The following is a 23,076-nucleotide window of genomic DNA, read 5'->3' as shown; positions in this document are numbered from 1 at the left end:
GTTCCTTCCTTATGATGCGGTGTAACCACCATCAAGCATGATGGTTTGCCCCGTGATGTATGAGGATGCATCGCTAGCCAAAAAAATTGCTAAGCCATCGACATCTTTTATCTCCCCGTTGCGGCCAACGGCCGTTTTACTTGCGTGCATTTTGACCAACTCTGGATCCCCAAAGACTGGTGCAGTGAGTGCGGTTGGGAAAAAACCGGGGCCGATTGCGTTGCAGGTAATGCCAAACCTTGACCACTCCTGCGCAATTGCACGTGTAAGCTGCACTATTCCACCCTTGCCTGCGCCATAAGGAGCACTATTTGCAAACGCCCTAAAACTTTGCAAAGAGGCGATATTAATAATCCGCCCCCACCCTCTTTCTCTCATTTGAGGTGCCAAAGCTTGTGTCAAAAAAAATGGAGCGCCCAAATGAACATTCAATTGCTCTTGCCAACTTTTTGGTGAGACCGCAGTAAAAGGTTCACGTAAATTCATTCCAGCAGCATTAACCAAAATATCGACCTTGCCTAGCTTAGTTAACACCTTCTGAGATAACTCTGCAGGTTGCTCGAGCAGGCTGAGATCGGCTACAAAGCAAGAGGCTTGAACGCCCTGTTTATCTAGACGCTCAGCAGCTTCAAACAATTGCCACTCCCTGCGAGCAGCAATCGCAACCTGAGCCCCAGCTCGACCGAGCGCTAGAGCAATGCCCTCACCCAGGCCGCTACTACCACCAGTGATCAGAGCGGTTTTTCCCTGCAAGCCAAATAACTGTTCAATCTTCAGACTCATACCTCCACCGGAGTTCCGCGATCAAATTTTTCATCTGGGAAATACTTTTCCAGTCGATCATCTGCAGTGCGTGCGTGCGCTTCCATACCCTCCAAACGACTAATTCTGGCAGTGACCAAGGCCATTTCCTTGCTACCTTCTCGCGTCATTTTTTGCCATGTCAAGGTTTTCATAAACTTATGAACCGATAAGCCTCCGGAGTATCTTGCTGCACCCTTAGTGGGTAAAACATGATTTGGTCCGCTAGTTTTATCGCCAAAGGCAACTGTAGTTTCCTCACCCAAGAAGAGCGACCCATAACAAGTGAGATTGCTAAGCCACCAATCCAAATCTTTTGCATGAACCTCAAGGTGTTCACTGGCATATTTATCAGAGATCTGGGCAACCTCTTCGCGAGAACTGCAAACAATAACCTCACCATAATCACGCCAAGCGCAGGCTGCAGCATCTTTAGCAGTAGGGGGCAATAGGTCAATCATTTCAGGAACTAATTTCATTACTTCATTCGCCAGCTTCTCTGAGGTTGTAAACAACCAAGCGGGAGACTCATGTCCATGCTCTGCTTGCCCAACCAAATCACTTGCGACAATTTTGGGATCAGCAGTTTCGTCAGCAATCACCGCCACCTCAGAAGGGCCGGCAAAAACGTCAATACCCACCTTACCAAATAAAGAGCGTTTCGCCTCTGCTACAAACTTATTTCCTGGACCAACCACTACGTCAGCAGGTTTGCCGGTAAATAAGCCATAGGCCATTGATGCAATTGCCTGCACGCCACCCAAGGTCATAATGACGTCTGCACCCGCGGCCTTGAAAGCATATAGAACGTATGGATGAATACCTCCGCCCCGAAATGGACTGGAGCAAGCAATAATATTTTTTACTCCCGCCGCTTTAGCAGTAGCAACTGTCATATAGGCAGAAGCAATGTGGGCATATCGACCCGAAGGGGCATAACATCCAACGACATTCACTGGCAGCACTTTTTGACCAGCCGTAACACCAGGATGCAAGGTTGTTGCGAAGTCCTGGATACTATTTTTCTGAGCAATAGCAAAGTCATAAACTTGCTTCACCGCGAAATCGATATCTTTTTTTACAGCACTAGGCACGTCAGCCAAAGCTGCATTAATAGCTTCTTGAGACATCACAATCTCACCAGCCCATTTATCGAGCTTGAGAGAGTACTCCTTAACAGCTGCTTCGCCATTTTTTTCAATATTAGCGAGCATCTCATTTACTACCTGCTGCGCTGCAGAGGTCTCAGTTTCAGGGGTCTTTGCTGCTTTTTTTAAATAATTAATCGACATATATTTAACCTTAATTTTGTAAGCGCTTACAGCTTCAATCTAAAAAATGAGGTTTCCCCCATTTTTTAGATCTACTTAATAAATCCTACTTGCTGTTATTTGCAAACTCACGGAGTTTTTTGTCTGCATTAACCATCTTCATGAATTCATCAGTGATGTACTCATTTGCAGGTGGAATAGCCTGAATAGCGCCAGTAGACTGCATGAATGCAGCAATAGCATTAAACCAACCATCTACCTGTGATGGACCTTTGGAGCTATCCATAATCTTTAACTCGCCTGCAAGATCATAGGTTGGGCGTGTATCAAACTCTTTCTTCATTGATGCCTCAGAAATTGTTACACCACCTTGCTCATAAAACTTTTTCATCATTGCAATCGCTTGTGGCTGATTGGCATTCATCCACTTCCAAGTGCGTAAATAGATTGCTAAGAATTTAGCGACATTTTGAGGATTCTCTTTTGCATAATCGCCGCGAACGATCAAAGCTCCTGGAACAAAAGCACCGCCATCCTTGCCACTACAAATCACCTTGGCGCCAGCTTTTTCTTCCAAGGTATAGATATTTGGCGCCCATAAACCACCTAAATCTGCGTTACCAGATGACATCGCAGAAATAATTTCACCCTGCCCCATATTCTTAATGGTGACATCAGTTTTAGATAGGCCATATTTCTTCAGGCAAGATTGAACAGCGTAATCGCCAGTGGAATTTCCAGTGAGAACGATTGTTTGACCTTTTAATGATTGAGGGTTGGCTGCAAAAGCAGCTGCAGCCTTTGGGGTTGCCAGCAAAGCATTACCCATTGACTCATCATTAGAGAGTCCAATCGTTTTAATGCCAAAACGCACATAGCCCAATACCGCCGGTACAGATCCTGTTCCACCAACATCCCATGACTTTGATGCTGAGGCGGCAATTTGTGGGACCCCTGCCGGGAAGGTGCTGAATTCAGGCTTAAGACCTAGCTCAGCCCACCAATTTTTCTCAGTTGCCACGTAAAAAGGTAGCGCCCAATAAAGGGCTGGTTGATAGCTAACTTTAATTTCCGTTAATGCCGGCTTTGCTTGCGCCTGCACCTGACTAATGCTGACTGCCGATAAAACCGTTGCACCTAAAATGCCGGCTAATGTTTTTTTAAATTGCATTCTTATCTCCCTCGTACCTTACAAAAGTGAATCAATGATCAACGCCCAAGTTTTGCTCCCGTAACAACTTCCAAATCTGACTACGCAACTGCACAAACGAACTTAAATCCATTACATCTTCAATGCGTGAATGACTATCCCAGCTTTCTTTTTCACGTATAGGCTTAATTTCAATGACATCTCGAATGAGTCCCGGTCTTCTAGACATTACGACTACACGATCTGCGAGATATACCGCTTCTTCAACCGCATGTGTAATGAACAAAACTGTTTTGGGATTCTTACGGGCAAGCCTCACGAGCTCCTCTTGCATCACTACCCGCGTTTGGGCATCTAAGGCGCCAAAGGGCTCATCCATCAAGAGCACTTCCGGCTCCAGAACATACGCACGGGCAATGGCAACGCGTTGCTGCATGCCGCCAGATAATTGATGAGGATAAGCCTGCTCATAGCCCTCTAGGCCCATCAAGGATATCAATCGAATAGTCTTATCGCGCTTCTCTTCAGAACTCATACTCATCGATTTCAAACCAAACTCAATATTCTCTTGAACCGTCTTCCAAGGAAATAATGCGAATTGCTGAAACACAACGGCACGATCCGGTCCAGGACCCCTCACCTCCTTGCCGCCAACTAACACATGCCCCTTACTCGGCATCTCTAGGCCAGCGACCATGCGCATGCAGGTAGTTTTGCCACAACCAGACGGGCCAACAATAGCCACGAACTCTTTATCCTTGACCGTTAAATCAATTCCCCCAACAGCTAAAAATTCCTTGCCGCCTTGCTTAAAGCTTCTCTCTACGGAATCAAAAACAATATCTGCCATAAATCAAATTTCTTTATAGTGAACGGCAAACTTTTCAGCCTGCCTTAAAAGTACATCAATCAATAAACCAATGAGTCCAATTGCAATCATCCCGCTCATCACAATATCTGTCTGAATACTGGCCTGACCTTTAACCATCATGTAACCCACACCACTAGATGCCACAATCAGCTCAGCACCCACCAAAGATTGCCAACCTAGTCCAGCAGAAATTCTTAAGCCGGCAATAATGGATGGAATGGCTGCTGGGAACAAGACTTCTGTCATTAAACGCAACCTGCCTGCCCCCAACATCTTTGCGGCCTCAAGATATTTTTTATCCACATGTATGGCGCCGCGATAAGTATTAATTAAGACTGGTGGAAATGCGCCCATAAAAATAACCAGAACTGGTCCACCAATGCCAGTGCCAAACCAAAGGGCGGCGAACGGAACCCAAGCGATTGGCGCAACAAATCGAATGCTTTCAAAGAATGGAGTAATTAGCTGGTTTGCAAAACGAGATAAAGCCATTAACAAACCAAGTGGCACCCCAATGACTACCGCCAATACAAAGCCATATAGAAAGCGCTGGAAGCTTGATGCAATGTGAGCTAGTAAGGTGTAACCAGAAAAAGGCTCATTCATTAAATGAATGAATTTAAGAAGAACCTCATGTGGAGCCGGCAAAAATTGCTTTGGCACAACACCCAATAGAGCTGACAGGTACCAAATTCCAATAAAACTAGCAATACCGAGTCCTGTCCATAAAATAAACTCACTCTGATTTAAGCGCCCTTGATGTGCCATTACGCTCTCCAAGGCATTGCAAGACGTTCAGCTTTCGCCAATATCTGCGTCATGAGCCACCCCGAAATTGCCACGCTGATCATGCCCACCAGAATCATGGCAGGGTTAATATCCTGCGCAGCTTGATTGAGGATTGAACCCAAGCCTAATGTAGCCCCAACTAACTCAGCAGCAACTAAGGTAGTCCATGATGCTTGAAGTGAAAGTCTCAGGCCTGTAAAAATTAAAGGAAGCGCACCCGGAATGAGCACTTCACGGTAATAGGCAAAGCGGCCAATCCCCAACATAGCAGCTGCTTCACGCTGCGGAACTTCAATCGACTTAACCCCTGTAAAGCTATTAATGACAGCCGGCACAAAAGCAGCCACATAAATAACCATCACCTTAGCCGAATTACCCAATCCCAGCCAAACAATGGCTAAAGGAATCCAAGCTAAGGGTGGTATGGGCCTGAGGGTTAGGAAGATGGGATTTACAAATGCTTCAATTTTTTTATTGGCTCCCATGAGAATTCCCAAAAGAATCCCCAGAGAAGAAGAAACCAAAAATCCTGTCGTGACTAGGACCACGCTTTGCAAGATATGTTGGTACAGCTTGCCATTTCCGTAGCCCTGCATTGCAATAATCTTGAAAGAGTTCCAAGTCTCTGTAGGCGCAGGAAATCTAGCGCTCGAGATTGCCCCTGTCCATTCAGTTAGGCCAAACCAAACGAGTAACGAAATACCAAAGAACAAAACGAGAGAGAAAAGTCTGCTAAAAATTTCTAATTCCTTATAAAATGTAAGCGCTTTCACGATCACCCTCAATTTAACAGTAATATAAATTCTGTCTAGCTACTTTCTTAAGTATTTACCCGAACCAAAAATGAAAAAATTGATTGGCGCAGTCACTATTAGTGATGTTGCAACTGCAGCAAAAGTCTCTACTGCAACGGTATCTAGGGCCTTAAATCGCCCCGACACCGTAAGCACTTCGCTTAGAGAAAAAATTAATAGCGTCATTAAAAAATTGGGTTACATACCCAATGCTGGGGCACGCGCTTTAATGCTTAAGCGCTCTGGGACTATTGGCGCTATTGTCCCCACTCTAGACAATGCTATTTTTGCCCAAGGGCTAGCAGAGTTTCAGAAACAGTTAAATCAAGCTGGTTATCAGCTATTGGTTGCTAGTAGCAACTACGACCCATCAATTGAATCAAACCAAATTAATAATCTGCTTGCGCGAGGCGTTGAGGGAGTAGCTCTTTTTGGAGTAAGCCAGGAGAGGGATGCTCTTAAGCTACTCAAGAACCGCTTTATTCCTTATATCCATGTTGGCTCCCTCACAACCCCTTTACAGGGCTTTGCCTCAGGCTTTGATAATAGGGAAGCCATTAAGCTAGGTGTTCAACACCTTCTTGAGATGGGTCACAAATATTTTGGTATTTTGACGGGTATCACCGCTGATAATGACCGAGCAAAGGATCGAGTTGCGGGGGCTTTAGAGCTTTTAGCGCAAAATAAAATCCATCTTAGACCTGAAGTCATTGTGGAGTGCCACTATGAGCTTCAGGAGGCAAGACTTGCTTTAAAAAAATTACTTTTATCCAATCCAAAAATAACAGCCATTATTTGCGGGCAAGATGTGCTTGCGCTGGGGGCGATACTAGAGGCACAAAATCAAGGCATCAAAGTTCCCAAAGAGCTATCTATCGTTGGGTTTGACGATCTGGAAATATCTAGACACATACTGCCCAGTCTAACTACCATACATATTGATGCAGTTGCCATGTGGGCTCAAGCAGCCAATCATTTAATTTCACAAATTAATGGAGTAGAAGACTTGCCGAAAAAAATTAAGGCGGGCGTGAATCTAGTGATCCGAGGTTCAACCTCTACAGTTCCAAAATCTAAAAGAATATGAGGCAAAGAAAAACCACCCCGTAGGGTGGCTTGAAAGAAAATCTATGGAGGTACTACTAAAGAATGAACAACAAATTCATAGTATTCCCCTACCCTTCATCACAATTATTAACCTGCCTGGTTTAAGTGCGCTATGCTTCAATTTGGTGCATATCTGAGGATTTACGCCATTCTGTAGAATCAAAGCATATTCAACCTAGAAAAAGGGGTGCCAATGTTGGCGACAAAGAAGATGGGCATTCCATCTCGTTTAATAGCAAGCCTACTTACGGCTGCACTAATCATTCCTGCAACGGCTCCTGTGGCATATGCCCAGAACACTAGCCAACAGCAGTCCGCTAAGCTTTCTCAAGCTCAATTAGAGGCTTTGGTAGCGCCGATTGCACTTTATCCAGACGCACTTGTTTCGCAAGTATTGATGGCTGCCACCTACCCACTAGAGGTTGGGGAGGCATCAAACTGGGCTAAAGCTAATAGCAAGCTTAAGGGCAATTCTCTGAATCAAGCGCTTCAACAGCAGACCTGGGATGCCAGTGTGAAGTCCCTCGTATCATTTCCACCAGTACTGGAGATGATGGGCTCCCAGCTGAGCTGGACGCAGCAACTTGGCAATGCAGTTTTGGCACAGCAATCTGAAACCATGAGCGCGATTCAAGCATTGCGCGCAAAAGCCAAGCAAGCTGGTTCACTGCAATCGAATTCACAGCAGACAGTAACAACACAAGGTAGTGGTAGCAGTCAGACCATCATCATTGAACCTGCTAACCCACAAGTCGTCTATGTTCCCACATACGACCCAATGGTTGTTTACGGTCCATGGGCCTACCCAACATACCCTCCATACGCATACTATCCGCCTGGATACGTAGCCAGCACTGCACTTCTCTCTTTTGGAGTTGGTATGGCAGTTGGTGCGGCTCTTTGGGGCGGCTGTCACTGGGGAGGTGGTTATGGCGGTGGATCATTGACCGTAAATAACAATAACTTCAACAACTTCAATAAGAACACCAACAACAACTGGAACGGCAATCGTAATGGCGGCTCCAGCGACTGGAAGCCCGACCAACAACGTCGTAGCGCCAATCTTGGTGGCGGTGCTGGAGCTAATGCAAATCGCGATGCGGAGCGTGATCAATTACGTCAGAACTTGCAACGTGGTGACTTAAGCAATAACCGCTCCGGTGATCGTGCTGGCAATATGGGTGGTGATCGCGGAGGCAATCGTGCAAGTGCAGACCGAACACCTAACAGAGATGGCGGCGACCGCGGTGGTAATTTTGGTGGTGATCGCGCTCCAGATAGATCTTCCGGCGGTGGCGATCGATTTGGTGGTGGCGGCGGCTTTGGTGATACTCGCAGCGCGCGCTTTGATGGCGGTGGCGAGCACTTTGGTGGCGGTAACCGCGGTGGCGGCTTTGGAGGCGGTGGCGGTCGAGGACGCCGCTAATTACTCGCACTCATCCACATTGATATATACAAATTTGATTAAAGGAATGAACATGAAGAAATTTTTAATTGCCGCTACCCTAGCCTTCGGAATGGCCACTAGCATGCAGGTAGCAAACGCAACAACTACTGATGAGCTATTGCAATACTGCAAAGGCGACGGAAGCACAAACGTAACTTGCCAAATTTATGGTCAGGCCGTTTATGACACCTACCTTGCAACACGCAATCCAAAAACTGCGCCCAGCAAGATTTGCGTTAAGCAACCTGCCCCAACACGCATCCAAGTGGTAGACGAATACATTGCCTGGGCCAATGCAAACCCATCTAATGGACCTAAACCAGCAGCAGAAACTATGTTGAAGTTTTTAGAAGGCGTATTCCCTTGCGGCAAGTGATGCATTGAATTGCTTGATCTTCTGATCCAGCATTAAAAAAGCCACCCTGAGGGTGGCTTTTTCTTTATCTGCATCTTGAAAGCAATTAATGGTTTTCTTTTGCGTGATTGATTGAGTATTTCGGAATCTCAATCACCAAATCTTGACGGGCAACAATTGCCTGGCAGGATAAGCGAGATTGGGGATTAAGACCCCATGCGCGATCAAGCAAATCTTCTTCATTCTCATCAGGCTCATTGAGGCTCTGATAGCCCTCTTTCACAATGACGTGACAGGTAGTGCAAGCACAAACCATATCGCAGGCATGCTCAATTGGAATATTGTTTTCTAGCAGCGCTTCACAAATAGAAGTGCCGGGGGTTACTTCAACTACAGCGCCCTCTGGGCAATATTCACTATGGGGTAGAACAACAATCTGAGTCATCTGGGTAGTTTTCTTTTCTTAAATTTCTGCAACATTCTTACCAGCTAAGGCCTTCTGAATACTCGCGTTCATGCGCTTCTGAGCAAAATCATCGGTTGCCTTTGCGGCATGATCTACTGCCTTTCTCAAAATGGCGCTATCTGTTTCTTCTGTAAGAATCTTTTGTAGAACAGCCATCTCTTGATCAACAGCAGCCTGCTCTTGAGCATTCAATAATCCACGATCAGAATCCAATGCAGTTTGCACAGCATCTAATAATCTTTGTGCATTCACCTGCTCTTCACGCAAAGATCTAGCCAAGAGATCCACTTTGGCAGAAGCAAAACCGTCTTGCAACATGCGAGCAATCTCAGCATCAGTCAAGCCATAAGATGGCTTGATATCAATCGAGGCCTGCACACCTGAGCCCTGTTCTGTTGCGCTAACTGAAAGCAGTCCATCCGCATCCACTTGGAATGTCACCCGAATACGGGCAGCACCAGCAGCCATCGGTGGAATGCCACGCAACTCAAACTTACCTAGAGAACGGCAATCTTGCGCTAACTCACGCTCACCCTGCACTACCTGAATAGCTAACGCTGTTTGGCCATCCTTAAAGGTTGTGAAATCCTGAGCACGCGCAACCGGAATTGGTGTGTTGCGCGGAATAATTTTTTCTACCAAGCCACCCATGGTTTCAATACCAAGGGAAAGCGGAATGACATCCAATAAAAGCCATTCATCATCTTTGCTTTGATTGCCGGCCAGTAAATCGGCCTGCATAGCCGCACCAAGTGCGACAACTTGATCTGGATTAAGGTTATTTAAAGGCTTAGTACCAAAGAGTTCGCCAACCGCACGTTGTACATGGGGCATGCGTGTTGCGCCACCAACCATTACCACCCCTTTAACTTCATCCGCCTTGAGGCCAGCGTCACGCAAAGCCTTCTTCACAGCGACCAAAGTTTTATTGATTAAGTTTTGAGTAATCTCAAAAAACTGGGCCTGGCTAATACCGACGTTCACTACGGTGCCATCAGTGAGGGTTTCATGAACACGGGCTAATGGGTTGTGACTTAATTGTTCTTTGGCATGTTTGCAAGAAAGTAATAGCTTGCGATGGTCCTGAATCGAGATTGGCTGAAGCTTGGCCTGCTCGATCACCCAGCAATAGAGGCGGTGATCAAAGTCATCACCACCTAAAGCAGAATCACCGCCAGTAGAGAGCACTTCAAACACGCCCCTACTCATCTTCAAGATGGAGATATCAAAGGTGCCACCACCCAAGTCGTAAACAGCGTAGATACCTTCAGAGGCATTATCTAGACCATAGGCAATCGCAGCGGCGGTGGGCTCATTCAGTAAACGTAAGACTTCGATACCAGCCAATTTAGCAGCATCTTTAGTTGCTTGACGTTGAGCATCATCAAAATAAGCAGGCACAGTAATCACTGCACCAACAATGTCATCATTTACCGAGTCTTCAGCTAACTGACGCAAGCGCGCCAGAATTTCCGCTGAGACTTCGATGGGACTCTTGTCGCCAGCAACTGTTCTTAACTTCAACATGCCTGGCTCATCGACAAAGTCGTAAGGCGTGTTCTCGATGTTTTCTACGTCAACGATACCGCGACCCATAAAACGTTTTACAGAAACAATGGTGTTCTTAGGATCAGAAACAATACTTTCAATAGCCTCAAAGCCAGCTTGGGTTCTACCATTAGGCAAATAGCGCACTACCGAAGGAAGCAACTCTCGCCCTTCGGAATCGGGAAGCACTTTAGGCAAAGCATCTCGCACAATTGCCACCAATGAATTAGTGGTGCCTAGATCGATACCCACCGCAATCCGACGTTGATGCGGAGCGAGTGATTTACCAGGTTCGGAGATTTGTAATAAGGCCATGGGGACTAGAGTTTAAAGCTATACCAAAGCTGAGATAGCATCATCTAGCTCAAGCGCAAACTTATCTATAAAAAGAAGGCCCCTGAGCAATTCAGCAGCACGCTCATAGTTCTTAGCGCCATCGATAGATTGCGTAATCTCCACTAAGGTCTCGCGCTTGGATTGATCGACCTCTTCAGCTAAAGCTTCCAAAGCACCAAGGTCCTCATCTTGATCCTCAAGACTCTCACGCCATTCCATTTGCTTCATGAGGAAAGCGGCTGGCATAGCAGTATTGGTTTCCAGGCGGGCATCCACACCATGAAGCTGGCAAAGATAAAGGCCTCGCTGAATAGGGTTCTTAATAGTCTGAAAAGCCGTGTTGGCCAAGGTTGCCATTTGCATGGCTAATCGCTGCTCAGTATCGCTTCCACGAGCATGGCGATCTGGATGGACTTCTTTTTGAATCGCTAGATATGCCTGATCCAATGCAGACAAATCGAGATTAAATTTCTGCTCTAAACCAAAGAAACGAAAGTAATCGTCAGACGCGGAAGGATTCACCACAACCACACTCATCTTTTACATTCGGATTCTGGAACTTAAAGCCTTCGTTCAATCCTTCGCGCACAAAATCTAATTCAGTGCCGTCTAAATAGGCCAAGCTCTTGGGATCGATAAAAATAGTGATGCCATTGGATTCAAACTTGGCGTCCTCAGGGGCAGCCTCATCCACATACTCCAGTTGATAGGCCAAGCCAGAGCAACCGGTCGTACGAACACCCAAACGCAAGCCGCAACCTTTTCCACGCTTATCTAAATTACGCTGTACGTGCTTTGCTGCTTTGTCAGTTAAGGTAATTGCCATGATGGATGCCTCTTTATAGTTACTTAGCTGGATGCTTTTCTTTGTAATCAGCCACAGCTGCCTTGATGGCATCTTCAGCCAAGATAGAGCAGTGAATTTTTACAGGTGGCAAAGCCAACTCTTCCGCAATTAAGGAGTTCTTAATCTCTAAGGCTTGATCTAAGGTCTTACCTTTGACCCACTCAGTTACCAAGGAAGATGAAGCAATTGCTGAGCCACAACCATAGGTCTTGAACTTAGCATCTTCAATCACGCCCTGATTGTTTACGCGGATTTGTAATTTCATGACGTCACCGCATGCAGGTGCACCAACCATGCCAGTACCTACCTGGTCATCACCCTTTTCAAAAGAACCCACATTGCGGGGATTTTCATAATGATCAATTACTTTATCGCTATATGCCATGGTATTTCCTCGTTATTTCTTTAGTATTTTATTTAGTGTGCTGCCCACTGGATGGTGCTGAGATCAATACCATCTTTAAACATTTCCCAGAGCGGTGAAAGTTCGCGCAGCTTAGCAATCTTCTCTTTCACCAGCTTGATAGTGAAATCTACTTCTTGTTCGGTAGTAAAGCGACCCAAGGTAAAACGAATTGAGCTGTGCGCCAATTCATCATTGCGACCCAGTGCGCGCAATACATAGGACGGCTCCAAGGATGCAGAAGTACATGCTGAACCAGATGAGATAGCCAAATCTTTTAATGCCATCAACATTGACTCGCCTTCAACATAGTTAAAGCTGATATTGAGGTTGTGTGGAACGCGGTGATCCATATCACCATTCACATAAACCTCTTCGATATCCTTTAGGCCAGTCAACAAGCGATCGCGCAATGCACGAATGCGAGCATTCTCTTCAATCATTTCAACACGGGCAATACGGAAAGCTTCACCCATGCCAACGATTTGGTGAACGGCCAATGTTCCAGAACGCATACCGCGCTCATGACCACCACCATGAATTTGTGCCTCAATACGGATACGGGGCTTACGACGAACAAACAAAGCGCCGATACCTTTTGGACCATAAGTCTTGTGAGCGGAAAAACTCATTAAATCAACTTTGATCTTCTCTAAGTCGATTTCGATTTTGCCAGTAGCCTGGGCTGCATCCACGTGCAAGATTACGCCACGGGTACGGCATAACTCTCCAATACGAGGGATATCTTGTACAACGCCAATCTCGTTATTCACATACATGACTGATACCAAGATCGTGCCAGGCTTCATTGCTGCTTCAAGCTGAGCAAAATCAATCAAGCCATCAGGCAGTACATCTAAGTATGTGACTTCGTAACCCTCGCGCTCAAGCTCACGACATGTATCTAAAGTTGCCTTGTGCTCAGTCTTCACGGTAATGATGTGATTACCGCGATCTTTATAAAAGTGGGCGGCACCTTTGAGTGCCAAGTTAATACTTTCAGTTGCGCCACTAGTAAATACGATCTCTCTTGGATCCGCATGAACTAACTGGGCCACCTCTGAACGCGCCCACTCAACCGCCTCTTCTGCAGCCCAACCATAAGCATGGCTACGAGATGCCGCATTACCAAACTGCTCACGCAAGTAAGGCAACATCTTATCCACTACACGCGGATCAATCGGCGTGGTGGCTGAATAATCCATATACACCGGGAAGTGCTTAGGACTAAACATCGGTATCGGCTGCTGAGGAATGTCTTGTGGTGCGTTCATTTTTTACTTATCGATTAATAGACTAAGAAGTTAATCTCTTAACTTTGCTGAGCCAGGTTAAAAACAGAATTCACGAGAGGTCGCTTCGGAGCGGCCTCTTTTGCTGCTGCGACTGCTGATGCCGGCTTTTCTGCCTTGGCACTTTCAGTCTTAATTTTCTTAGGGCGCAAATCGTGCAGTACGATTCCACGTCCAGATTGCTGTTGTACTAAGTCACGCAACGACACGGAACTCAGGTACTCCACCATCTTGGCATTCAGGTTTGACCACAGATCATGCGTCATACAACGACCATGGTTTTCTTCATCACTATGGCAATTGCCCTTGCCGCCACATTGGGTTGCATCTAGAGGCTCATCCACGGCCACAATGATGTCGGCCACGCTAATTTCTTCTGACTTGCGGGCTAGGGTGTAACCACCGCCAGGACCACGAGTGCTCTCAACAATATTGAAACGGCGTAATTTGCCGAACAACTGCTCTAAGTAAGACAGGGAAATCTTCTGTCTTTGGCTAATTCCAGCCAAAGTTACAGGCCCGTGCGTTTCACGCAGGGCTAAATCAATCATTGCGGTTACTGCAAAACGGCCTTTGGTTGTAAGTCTCATATGTCACCTTGGTAATGGATTGTTATGGACAGCTAACAGTCGGGCGGGTAATACCCGACCATTCCGCTCAACTTTACCATATACCCCACTAATCTGCTCAGGATTAAATAGCATCCCTCGAGCGCGCCCCAAAGGCCATTTCTTTAACTTTAGTAAGGCGATCCCGGGTAGCTGCAGCCTTCTCAAACTCCAAATTCTTGGCCTCAGAGTTCATTTGCTTCTCCAAACGCTTGATTTCGCCTGCCAGGTCCTTCTCGCTCATATCCTCATAGCGAGCCCGCTCCTGCTCCACCTGCATCTCAGAGCGCTTCTCCTTGACGTCGTAGACCCCATCAATAATGTCTTTAATGCGCTTTTGGACGCCGCGTGGCTCAATCCCATTCGCCTTATTAAAGGCGATTTGCTTGGTTCGGCGACGCTCAGTCTCCCCCATTGCCCGCTTCATGGAATCGGTAATCCGATCGGCATACAAAATTGCCTTGCCTTTGACGTTTCGTGCCGCCCTACCAATCGTCTGAATCAAGCTACGCTCAGAGCGCAAGAAGCCTTCTTTATCCGCATCCAAAATGGCAACCAGTGAGACCTCTGGAATATCCAGACCCTCACGCAATAAATTAATACCCACCAGCACATCAAAAACGCCCAAACGCAAGTCACGCAGAATTTCTACGCGCTCTACAGTGTCAATGTCTGAATGGACGTAACGCACCTTCACGCCGTTATCAGATAAGTAGTCTGTCAACTGCTCGGCCATGCGTTTTGTTAATACTGTTACTAAGACACGTTCATGTACTTTGACTCGCTCATGAATCTGATTTAGCAAATCATCTACTTGCGTGCTTGCTGGCAATACTTCAATTTCCGGATCAACCAAGCCTGTTGGTCTAGCCACTTGTTCCACGACTTGTCCGGTGTGCGTATTTTCGTAATCAGCTGGTGTTGCAGAGACGAAAACAGTTTGACGCATCTTGGTTTCAAACTCGGTGAACTTAAGCGGACGGTTGTCCATTGCTGAAGGCAAGCGGAAACCAAACTCGACCAAAGTATGTTTGCGAGATTTATCGCCGTTGTACATGGCATTAAGCTGCCCTATCAAGACGTGACTCTCATCCAAGAACATCAAGGCGTCGTTCGGCAAGTAATCTACCAGGGTCGGCGGGGCCTCACCAGGCATGGCGCCAGAGAGGTGGCGGGAGTAGTTCTCAATACCTTTGCAGAATCCCAATTCATTGAGCATCTCTAAATCAAAACGAGTGCGCTGCTCTAAACGTTGTGCTTCAACTAACTTTCCATCTTTAACGAATTCATCCAAGCGAATACGTAACTCCGCTTTGATCGTTTCAATCGCTTTAAGAACTGTGTCGCGCGGCGTAACGTAGTGCGAACTCGGGTAGACAGTAAAGCGAGGAATTTTCTGACGAATTCTTCCAGTAAGCGGATCAAAGAATTGCAAGCTCTCGATGACATCATCAAAAAGTTCAACGCGCACAGCTAATTCATTATGCTCAGCCGGGAAGATATCAATCGTGTCGCCCCGCACTCTAAAAACACCGCGCTTGAAATCGGTTTCGTTGCGGTCATACTGCATCGCAATTAAGCGCATCAAAATATCGCGCTGACTCATCTTGTCACCAGGACGTAAAGTCATCACCATGCTGTGATAGTCGCCTGGATTACCAATACCGTAAATTGCGGAGACAGTGGCTACGATGATGACGTCACGTCTCTCCAATAAGCTCTTAGTGGCGGACAGTCGCATTTGCTCAATATGCTCATTGATTGATGAATCCTTTTCAATGAACAAATCACGTGTCGGGACATAGGCCTCTGGCTGGTAGTAGTCGTAGTAACTAACAAAGTACTCCACCGCATTTTTAGGGAAAAACTCTCGAAATTCACTATAGAGCTGGGCGGCTAGGGTCTTATTGGGGGCAAAAATGATGGCTGGACGACCAGTTCTAGCAATCACATTAGCCATCGTGAAGGTTTTGCCCGAGCCTGTGACCCCTAAAAGGGTCTGAAAGGTCAATCCGTCCTCAATTCCAGCCACCAGAGCATCAATTGCAGCCGGTTGATCGCCTGCGGGTGGAAACGGCTGATAGAGCTGAAATGGCGAATCTGGGAAGGAAACGAACTTAGCCGGATCCAGGTCGTGGCCTACCTCACCCAAAGGATCGGCCACAGGGCTTTTCTTGCTTTCAGCGTCTTTAGAATTTGAGGAAGTTTTAGGCAACTTAGGGGGCATCTCAGCTATCATTTCACCTGTGACTTTTAGTTCACAGCGAATTTTGTACAAACATTGATTTTGCCGTTTTTATTTGGAAATAGTTGAATCTAGCCTCAAAAACAGCCATTTAAAGTAAATTTAACTGAATTTAACGTCAATTAAGCCTGTAATACCTTATTAACTACCCTTTTCGACCCTCAAATGAACCTTTTCACTTCAGTCCAGTTAGCCCCTAAAGACCCTATTTTTGGCCTCACAGAAGCCTATGTCGCCGATCAACGCGCAGACAAGGTCAATCTGGGTGTTGGCGTGTACTACACCGACGAAGGCAAGGTACCTCTTTTGAAGGCAGTCATTAAAGCTGAAGAGGCAATTGTTGCAAAGCACTCTCCTCGTAGCTACATTCCAATTGAAGGTCCAAACCCATACAACAGCGCAGTACAGAACCTATTGTTCGGCGCTGATTCTTCCCTGATTAAAGATGGTCGCGTTGTGACTGCTGAGTGCCTTGGTGGCACTGGTGCGTTGCGCGTTGGCGCAGACTTTATTAAGCGCCTCAATTTAAATGCGCCTTGCGCAATTAGTAACCCTACCTGGGAAAACCACCGCGGTATTTTTGAATCCGCAGGATTTGAAGTAGTTGAGTACACCTACTTCGACGGCAAAACACGTGGTGTTGATTTTGATGGCATGGTGAAGTCTTTAGAGTCTTTCCCTAAGTTCACCACTGTATTGCTACACGCTTGCTGCCACAACCCAACTGGTGCAGACATTACTGAAGCGCAATGGCGTCAAGTAATCGCTATCTGCAAAGCAAAAGAATTAATTCCGTTCCTGGATATGGCTTACCAAGGCTTCGCTGCTGGTATTGAGCAAGACGGTATTGCAGTACGTCTGTTCGCTGAATCTGGAATGTCTTTCTTTGTTTCAAGCTCTTTCTCCAAATCATTCTCACTCTATGGTGAGCGCGTTGGCGCTTTATCCATCGTGACCCAAAGCAAAGATGAATCTACTCGCGTGCTGTCTCAATTGAAGCGCGTGATTCGCACAAATTATTCCAACCCGCCAACTCATGGTGCCGCTATTGCAGCCGCTGTTCTAAATTCACCAGAACTCAGAAAACTTTGGGAAGATGAATTGGCTGAGATGCGTGATCGCATTAAAGCAATGCGTCAAGGACTCGTACAAAAACTCGCTGCTGCTGGTGTAAAGCAAGACTTTGCTTTTATCGAAGCGCAGCGCGGTATGTTCTCTTACTCTGGCTTAAGTGCCGAGCAAGTTGAGCGTTTACAAAAGGAAGATGGTATTTATGCCCTCTCCACAGGCCGTATTTGTGTGGCTGCTCTCAATACTAAAAATATTGATAAAGTAGCCAAAGCAATCGCCCGCGTATTGGCGTAACAACGCGCAATAAGCGGCTACACTGATTTACTAGGAGTCACCATGCTATATCAGCTACACGAATTTCAAAAAGCCTTACTTCAACCAATGAGCTCATGGGCTCGCGCTGCTTCTGAAGCCTTCATTAACGCTTCAAATCCTGCGTCCAAGGTTCCGGGCTCCGAACGTTTAGCTGCTAGTTACGAACTTCTCTACCGCTTAGGTAAAGACTATAAGAAACCAGAGTTCGGTATTCGCTCTGTAAAGGCACACGGAAAAGAAGTGGCGATTCACGAAAGAACGATCGTTGCCAAACCATTTTGCAATTTAATTCGCTTCAAGCGTTTCTCTGATGATGTCGAAGTTATCAAGAAACTCAAAGATGATCCATCGGTATTGGTAGTTGCCCCGCTATCTGGACATCACTCCACATTATTGCGCGACACTGTGCGCACACTATTGCAAGATCACAAGGTATACATCACTGACTGGATCGATGCTCGCATTGTTCCTGCGGATGCAGGTGACTTTGGTTTAGATGACTATGTTCATTATGTGCAAGATTTCATCCGCGCTATTGGCGCTGAGAACTTACATGTGATCTCTGTTTGCCAACCAACAGTTCCTACGCTTGGTGCAATCTCTTTGATGGCCTCTGCCGGTGAAGTAACGCCGGCCTCTATGATCATGATGGGCGGCCCAATTGATGCACGTAAGTCACCGACTGCTGTTAATAACCTAGCCGATCAAAAGTCTTACGATTGGTTTGAGAGTCATGTGGTTTATAAAGTGCCACCGGGCTACCCAGGCGCTGGTCGCAAAGTGTATCCAGGCTTCTTGCAACACACTGGTTTTATTGCTATGAATCCCCAGAACCACTTGCAGTCACATTGGGATTACTTCCAAAATCTAGTGCGCGGCGACGAACAAGATGCCGAAGCGCATATCCGTTTCTATGATGAATACAACGCTGTTCTCGACATGGATGCGAAGTTCTATTTAGACACGATTAAGACCGTGTTCCAGGACTACTCATTGCCAAATGGCACATGGGAAGTATCCGGCGATCTAGTTAAGCCACAAGATATTAAGAAAACCGCCCTTCTTACTGTTGAGGGTGAGTTAGATGATATTTCTGGTAGCGGGCAGACTCGTTCAGCACATGCCTTGTGTGCAGGCATTCCAAAAACTGATAAAGATCACTACGAAGTTGCGGGTGCTGGGCACTACGGCATCTTCTCCGGCCGTCGCTGGCGTGAAAAGGTATATCCAAAAATTAAGTCGTTTATTCGTGAGCACCAAGGCGTTCAGAAAAAAACAAGGGCCAGACCTCCTAAATTAGAAGGCTCAAAGTCTGCATAAAACAGCAGCGCGACTCTAGGGTCGCGCTTCTAGTTTTAGGGCACACCAATTGCAATGAATATTCAGCAGACGAAAGAGCTTGCCAATCGTCTCGAGGACATCCTTCCTCAAACCCAATGCACCAAATGCAGCTACCCAGACTGCAGAGCCTATGCAGAAGCAATGGCAACAGGCGAGGCTTTGCCTAATCGCTGCCCTCCTGGAGGCGCAGAGGGCATTCAGAGACTCAGCGCCATCCTTGCCCCCATCTTCCCTCAGGATGCTTTTGAACTGCACCCTCAGATTGATTCTGAATGCGGCATAGAACGCCCTAGGCCGGTAGCATTTATTGATCCCAAGACTTGCATTGGTTGCACCTTATGTATTCAGGCGTGCCCCGTAGATGCGATTGTGGGAGCCTCAAAACAAATGCACGTGGTCTTGAGTGATTGGTGCACGGGGTGTGATCTTTGCATACCGCCCTGCCCCGTAGATTGCATCACCATGATTGATGTTACCGATGAGAAAACCGGCTGGGATGCTTGGTCACCTGAATTGGCGCAACTCGCACGTACTCGATACGAGGCGCGTGATATCCGACTAGATCGCGAACAGCGTGACAATGATGAGAGGCTGGCAAAGAAAGCTGCCGCTAAATTGGTAGCAGTCAATGCGGAGAATCCAGATTCAGAAGAGGCTATAAAAGAGCAAGAAAGAAAGCGAGCCATCATCGCCGCTGCCATTGCGAGAGCCCAGCAAAAGAAATGATGAATCTCGAAAAGCGCCAAGCCTTTTTTGAATTGCTCCGGGAAAATAATCCCCACCCAGAAACAGAACTGGAATACAGCTCTCCCTTTGAATTACTCATTGCCGTTTTGCTATCTGCACAAGCCACCGACATTTCAGTGAATAAAGGTACGCGCAAGCTTTTTAAGATTGCCAATACACCTCAAGCACTTTTGGATCTGGGTGAGGAAGGCGTTAAACCCTTTATTCAACACATTGGTTTATTCAATTCCAAAGGTAGGCATATCCAAGAAACTTGCCGACTGCTCCTGGAAAAACATGGTGGTGAAGTTCCGCAAATCAGAGAAGATCTAGAGGCACTGCCTGGTGTTGGCAGAAAAACTGCGAACGTCATCCTCAATACTGCTTTTGGCCAACCCACCATGGCTGTTGATACCCATATCTTTAGAGTCTCAAACCGAACGGGTTTAGCGCCCGGCAAGGATGTTGTAAAGGTAGAGGAACAATTACTGAAGCGTGTGCCAAAAGAGTTCCTAATGGATGCTCACCATTGGCTTATTCTGCATGGTAGATATACCTGCAAGGCACGTAGCCCTGATTGTGAGCAATGCATTGTTGAACCACTCTGTGGATTTAAACAAAAAACTGGCAAAGGAAAAGTTCGTGGCAATATTTAATCCAACTCGCGAAGAAGTGCGTCGCTTTTTCTGTGACACCTGGAAGAAGAAAACTGAGAATCAGATTCTGACGCCAATGGAAATGATTGCCAGCGACTGGATGCTTGAGCACCCGGAATATCACACTCTTCTATCAGATCCAGAAGGCGCAGTGGCACAAGACTACACACCAGAACGCGGTGAGACCAACCCCTTCTTGCACCTCTCAATGCACCTGTCGATTAGCGAGCAAATCTCCATTGATCAACCGCCAGGCATTAAAGCGATTGCAGAAAATCTAGCAAAGAAGCTGGGGTCTGAACACGAAGCACAACACGCCATGATGGAATGCCTTGGACAGGTGATGTGGGAAGCGCAGCGTGAGGGTCAGCCGCTCAGCCCCGAGAAGTATCTTGAAGCACTGAAGAAGCTAAACTAAACGCTCTACAGAGACAGCCCGGAACCAAGCAATGACTCCATTCACTCTTGATGTATTGAAATTTTTGGCAGCCTCCATAGTCATGATTGCATTAGTCACCTATGCGATTTACTGGACTCTAAATGACTCGCCCATATCTCGATGGCTTAATGATTCAGATGCAGTCGTTCCATCTTTCCTATCCATTACTGCATTTATTTTTGGGCTTACTGTTTCTACCCTTGCGGGCTTTTCATTTGAGAAGCATGAATCAGCTATCTCCAACTTGATTACTGAATCAAGCGCAATTGATAGCCTCATCAATATCTCAACAGTCTTACCCCCACAGGATCAGGCGCAAATTAAGTCGGTGGTAAAAGACTATCTCAATGCAGTCATTGAAAAAGAATGGCCGGCTATGAATGAAAAAGAGGCTAAAAATCGAGAGATTGCATTGCCTGAATTTATAACCTTAAGCAAGACAATCAACCAGATAGCGTACCAACCTAATCAGCGCCCTTCCATAGTGAGTCAACTTGAAGCAGAGTTAACCATCATTCGGCACAATCGGAAAGTTAGACAATCAATAGCATATGACACCGACAATATAAAAAAATGGATTGTCATCCCCATTTCTTCGATTCTGCTGCTTATTTCAGTTGGGATCGTGCATCTTGGCAGCATTAAAGCGATGAAAGCATCACTATCAATAGCGTCGCTATGCATACTCACGGCGATGACTTTTCTCTACATCACTATTTCGCCTTATGGCATGTGGAATCCTGTCAAACCTTATCAACTCGAGGAATCATTATGGATGTTGGGAACCATCAATTTAAATAAATAAATTGATGGTTCGTTGACTCTTCGGAGCTAGGTAGTTAGTCACCAATAAAAAACCACCCGAAGGTGGTTTTTTATCATCCTGGCACAACGCGATAGTAGAAGGCGTTTCCACCGTAAAGCGGTCTCATTCTGAAGCCTTGGCATTGATAGAAATTAATCCCATTTCTTGGGGCCAGAAAACATCCAGGCAATAGGTTTGGGAAAGTCGAGCCAATTGGTGGAATTGAATAACCTACAGCACCAGCTGGTCCGGGAGCAACTGCTACTGGTGCAGCAGCAGGCACCACAACGGCAGGTGCAGCTTGCTGCACATAAACAGGTGCCGGCGCCTGCTCAACTACGACTTGCGGTGCGGTAGAACCCTCAACCACCTCAGTACCCGCCACAACTGCTGCAGGCCCAACCCAACCCGGTCCACAACGCCAGCAGCCACCACCCCAACCTGGACCGCGCCAACCTCCGCGGTAGCCATGCCAATAGGCTTCAGCATCCGTAGTAGCAGTTAATGTAGCGAAACCAACCAAGCCCAATAAAACGTACGAAAGAATTTTCATGTGATGTCCCTAATGCTTTTAATTAAGAGGCGCATCAGGCTGCGCGAATTCAATAGTGAGCGCCTTTGAAAATCTACCAGCATCAAAGCGTGTCTCAGGAATACTGGAATTGAGTTTCCAGTTTTTATATTGGAGCGTTGTTCTTGGCAAAGATTTATCACCTAAGTAAATCCAAGAGGCCATATAAGGAAGATTATCTTTAGCACCAATCCAGATTTGGCCCTGCAACTGTCTACCAGCCATCACAATGACATTAGTCTCTACACCACCCACCAGCTTCGTCTTGCCAACAATAAAGGCATCGGTAAGGCCCTGGGTTAAGTGCGCATAAGGATTGGAGAGAATCAAATCATCACCAGGGAAAAACAATCCCGCCTTTTCGTAAGCAAATTTTGCGGCCTCATCTATATTGCTCGGCGCATTGCTAACGGCCACTAGATTTTTTTCAGGGCTATAGGCAAATAATTGCTTGCCATTAAACAGAACCTCGCTTGAAGGCCCATCACCCCAAACAACTACATCAAACTTATTCGGGCGCTGAAGCGCCACTTTTGCAGCAGTTGAATAAATTACAGGAATTCCATCAATTGATGGAAACTCAGATAGGACTAAAGCTTCAAACTGCATAGACTTGGCTGCGGATAACTTGTCCGTCATTGCCTTCAAAAGATCCAAAGCAGCTGGTTCAATTGCCGTCATGCCCTTTGGTAACTGAGGTCTCTTTGGCGCCTCGGGACGATTACCACCTGCGGACTGAGCACTGGCAATACTCAAAATACAACATGAAACCAGCGCAGCAACGATCTTGCTAAGCGAATGCATAAAGAGCCTTAAATTAAG

General features: G+C 46.5%; 25 protein-coding genes and 1 pseudogene. 10 read left to right on the top strand and 16 right to left on the bottom strand.

Features of this window, described 5'->3' with window-relative positions; genetic code table 11:
* Positions 1–9: 9 nt before the first annotated feature.
* The 6 genes from ICN25_RS06715 to ICN25_RS06690 all read right to left on the bottom strand — a co-directional run bounded on the left by ICN25_RS06715 (position 10) and on the right by ICN25_RS06690 (position 5,655).
* Positions 10–783 (bottom strand): SDR family oxidoreductase, encoded by a 774-nt coding sequence (locus ICN25_RS06715; RefSeq protein ID WP_216180437.1) that lies wholly within the window; start codon positions 781–783, stop codon positions 10–12.
* Positions 780–2,093, bottom strand: a complete 1,314-nt coding sequence (hisD, locus tag ICN25_RS06710; RefSeq protein ID WP_216180434.1) for a histidinol dehydrogenase — start codon at positions 2,091–2,093, stop codon at positions 780–782. Before hisD ends, ICN25_RS06715 begins: the two co-directional genes overlap by 4 nt.
* Before the next feature lie 85 nt (positions 2,094–2,178).
* Positions 2,179–3,243: an ABC transporter substrate-binding protein gene (locus tag ICN25_RS06705; RefSeq protein WP_216180432.1), complete on the bottom strand. Its 1,065-nt coding sequence runs from the start codon at positions 3,241–3,243 to the stop codon at positions 2,179–2,181.
* Between the two features lie 31 nt (positions 3,244–3,274).
* A complete protein-coding gene (locus ICN25_RS06700) occupies positions 3,275–4,072 on the bottom strand; it encodes an ABC transporter ATP-binding protein (RefSeq protein WP_216180429.1) in 798 nt (265 codons plus the stop codon).
* A gap of 3 nt (positions 4,073–4,075) precedes the next feature.
* A complete protein-coding gene (locus ICN25_RS06695; RefSeq protein ID WP_216180426.1) occupies positions 4,076–4,861 on the bottom strand; it encodes an ABC transporter permease in 786 nt (261 codons plus the stop codon).
* On the bottom strand, positions 4,861–5,655 hold the full coding sequence (locus tag ICN25_RS06690; protein WP_370624709.1) for an ABC transporter permease: 795 nt from the start codon (positions 5,653–5,655) through the stop codon (positions 4,861–4,863). Before ICN25_RS06690 ends, ICN25_RS06695 begins: the two co-directional genes overlap by 1 nt.
* Positions 5,656–5,725: 70 nt before the next feature.
* Here ICN25_RS06690 and ICN25_RS10040 point away from each other — a divergent pair.
* The 4 genes and pseudogenes from ICN25_RS10040 to ICN25_RS06675 all read left to right on the top strand — a co-directional run.
* Positions 5,726–5,875 (top strand): annotated as a pseudogene (locus ICN25_RS10040) (LacI family DNA-binding transcriptional regulator); the annotation flags it as partial.
* Between the two features lie 30 nt (positions 5,876–5,905).
* A complete protein-coding gene (locus ICN25_RS06685; RefSeq protein WP_255536713.1) occupies positions 5,906–6,763 on the top strand; it encodes a substrate-binding domain-containing protein in 858 nt (285 codons plus the stop codon).
* Positions 6,764–6,976: 213 nt separating this feature from the next.
* On the top strand, positions 6,977–8,209 hold the full coding sequence (locus ICN25_RS06680) for a DUF3300 domain-containing protein (RefSeq protein ID WP_255536712.1): 1,233 nt from the start codon (positions 6,977–6,979) through the stop codon (positions 8,207–8,209).
* Positions 8,210–8,261: 52 nt separating this feature from the next.
* Positions 8,262–8,606 carry a Rap1a/Tai family immunity protein gene (locus ICN25_RS06675; protein WP_216180419.1) on the top strand — a complete coding sequence of 115 codons (345 nt, stop codon included), beginning with the start codon at positions 8,262–8,264 and terminating at the stop codon, positions 8,604–8,606.
* An 85-nt stretch (positions 8,607–8,691) separates the two neighbouring features.
* On the opposite strand, the gene fdx is transcribed toward ICN25_RS06675, so the two are convergent.
* The 8 genes from fdx to uvrB all read right to left on the bottom strand — a co-directional run bounded on the left by fdx (position 8,692) and on the right by uvrB (position 16,324).
* Complete coding sequence (gene fdx / locus ICN25_RS06670) at positions 8,692–9,030, bottom strand: ISC system 2Fe-2S type ferredoxin (RefSeq protein WP_215301387.1); 339 nt, start codon at positions 9,028–9,030, stop codon at positions 8,692–8,694.
* 18 nt (positions 9,031–9,048) lie between these two features.
* Positions 9,049–10,914 carry a Fe-S protein assembly chaperone HscA gene (gene hscA / locus ICN25_RS06665; protein WP_216180417.1) on the bottom strand — a complete coding sequence of 622 codons (1,866 nt, stop codon included), beginning with the start codon at positions 10,912–10,914 and terminating at the stop codon, positions 9,049–9,051.
* Positions 10,915–10,932: 18 nt separating this feature from the next.
* Positions 10,933–11,472 (bottom strand): Fe-S protein assembly co-chaperone HscB, encoded by a 540-nt coding sequence (gene hscB, locus ICN25_RS06660; RefSeq protein ID WP_216180415.1) that lies wholly within the window; start codon positions 11,470–11,472, stop codon positions 10,933–10,935.
* Positions 11,438–11,761 (bottom strand): iron-sulfur cluster assembly protein IscA, encoded by a 324-nt coding sequence (iscA, locus tag ICN25_RS06655; protein ID WP_046330505.1) that lies wholly within the window; start codon positions 11,759–11,761, stop codon positions 11,438–11,440. Before iscA ends, hscB begins: the two co-directional genes overlap by 35 nt.
* Before the next feature lie 19 nt (positions 11,762–11,780).
* Complete coding sequence (gene iscU / locus ICN25_RS06650) at positions 11,781–12,167, bottom strand: Fe-S cluster assembly scaffold IscU (RefSeq protein WP_216180413.1); 387 nt, start codon at positions 12,165–12,167, stop codon at positions 11,781–11,783.
* Between the two features lie 32 nt (positions 12,168–12,199).
* A complete protein-coding gene (locus ICN25_RS06645) occupies positions 12,200–13,459 on the bottom strand; it encodes an IscS subfamily cysteine desulfurase (protein WP_370624708.1) in 1,260 nt (419 codons plus the stop codon).
* Between the two features lie 38 nt (positions 13,460–13,497).
* Positions 13,498–14,067, bottom strand: coding sequence for a Fe-S cluster assembly transcription factor (locus tag ICN25_RS06640; RefSeq protein ID WP_216180411.1), 570 nt, complete (start codon positions 14,065–14,067; stop codon positions 13,498–13,500).
* A 103-nt stretch (positions 14,068–14,170) separates the two neighbouring features.
* Positions 14,171–16,324, bottom strand: a complete 2,154-nt coding sequence (gene uvrB / locus ICN25_RS06635; protein WP_255536711.1) for an excinuclease ABC subunit UvrB — start codon at positions 16,322–16,324, stop codon at positions 14,171–14,173.
* Positions 16,325–16,495: 171 nt separating this feature from the next.
* Between uvrB and ICN25_RS06630 the strand changes: the two genes are divergently transcribed.
* Genes ICN25_RS06630 through ICN25_RS06605 form a run of 6 tightly spaced genes read left to right on the top strand, consistent with a single transcriptional unit; the run spans position 16,496 to position 21,683 of the window.
* Positions 16,496–17,695: an amino acid aminotransferase gene (locus tag ICN25_RS06630; RefSeq protein WP_216180408.1), complete on the top strand. Its 1,200-nt coding sequence runs from the start codon at positions 16,496–16,498 to the stop codon at positions 17,693–17,695.
* A gap of 42 nt (positions 17,696–17,737) precedes the next feature.
* Positions 17,738–19,036 (top strand): polyhydroxyalkanoate depolymerase, encoded by a 1,299-nt coding sequence (locus tag ICN25_RS06625; protein ID WP_216180405.1) that lies wholly within the window; start codon positions 17,738–17,740, stop codon positions 19,034–19,036.
* 54 nt (positions 19,037–19,090) lie between these two features.
* The gene (gene rsxB, locus ICN25_RS06620) at positions 19,091–19,783 is read left to right on the top strand and encodes an electron transport complex subunit RsxB (protein WP_216180402.1); all 693 of its coding nucleotides are present in this window, start codon (positions 19,091–19,093) and stop codon (positions 19,781–19,783) included.
* Positions 19,783–20,439, top strand: a complete 657-nt coding sequence (nth, locus tag ICN25_RS06615) for an endonuclease III (RefSeq protein ID WP_216182152.1) — start codon at positions 19,783–19,785, stop codon at positions 20,437–20,439. The genes rsxB and nth overlap by 1 nt, the downstream gene beginning before the upstream one ends.
* Complete coding sequence (locus ICN25_RS06610; protein ID WP_216182155.1) at positions 20,432–20,857, top strand: DUF1841 family protein; 426 nt, start codon at positions 20,432–20,434, stop codon at positions 20,855–20,857. Before nth ends, ICN25_RS06610 begins: the two co-directional genes overlap by 8 nt.
* Before the next feature lie 31 nt (positions 20,858–20,888).
* Positions 20,889–21,683 carry a DUF4239 domain-containing protein gene (locus ICN25_RS06605; protein WP_216180399.1) on the top strand — a complete coding sequence of 265 codons (795 nt, stop codon included), beginning with the start codon at positions 20,889–20,891 and terminating at the stop codon, positions 21,681–21,683.
* Between the two features lie 73 nt (positions 21,684–21,756).
* Here the strand turns inward: ICN25_RS06605 and ICN25_RS06600 are convergent, their stop codons facing one another.
* Together ICN25_RS06600 and ICN25_RS06595 are read right to left on the bottom strand one after the other, a co-directional pair.
* Entirely contained in the window at positions 21,757–22,236 is a 480-nt protein-coding gene (locus tag ICN25_RS06600; protein WP_216180396.1) for a hypothetical protein, read from the bottom strand.
* Between the two features lie 18 nt (positions 22,237–22,254).
* The gene (locus tag ICN25_RS06595) at positions 22,255–23,058 is read right to left on the bottom strand and encodes a DUF2092 domain-containing protein (protein WP_216180393.1); all 804 of its coding nucleotides are present in this window, start codon (positions 23,056–23,058) and stop codon (positions 22,255–22,257) included.
* Between the last annotated feature and the right edge of the window lie 18 nt (positions 23,059–23,076).

Source organism: Polynucleobacter sp. 80A-SIGWE (genome assembly GCF_018882295.1).
Lineage (GTDB): Bacteria > Pseudomonadota > Gammaproteobacteria > Burkholderiales > Burkholderiaceae > Polynucleobacter.
This window is presented reverse-complemented; position numbering and strand designations above follow the sequence as displayed.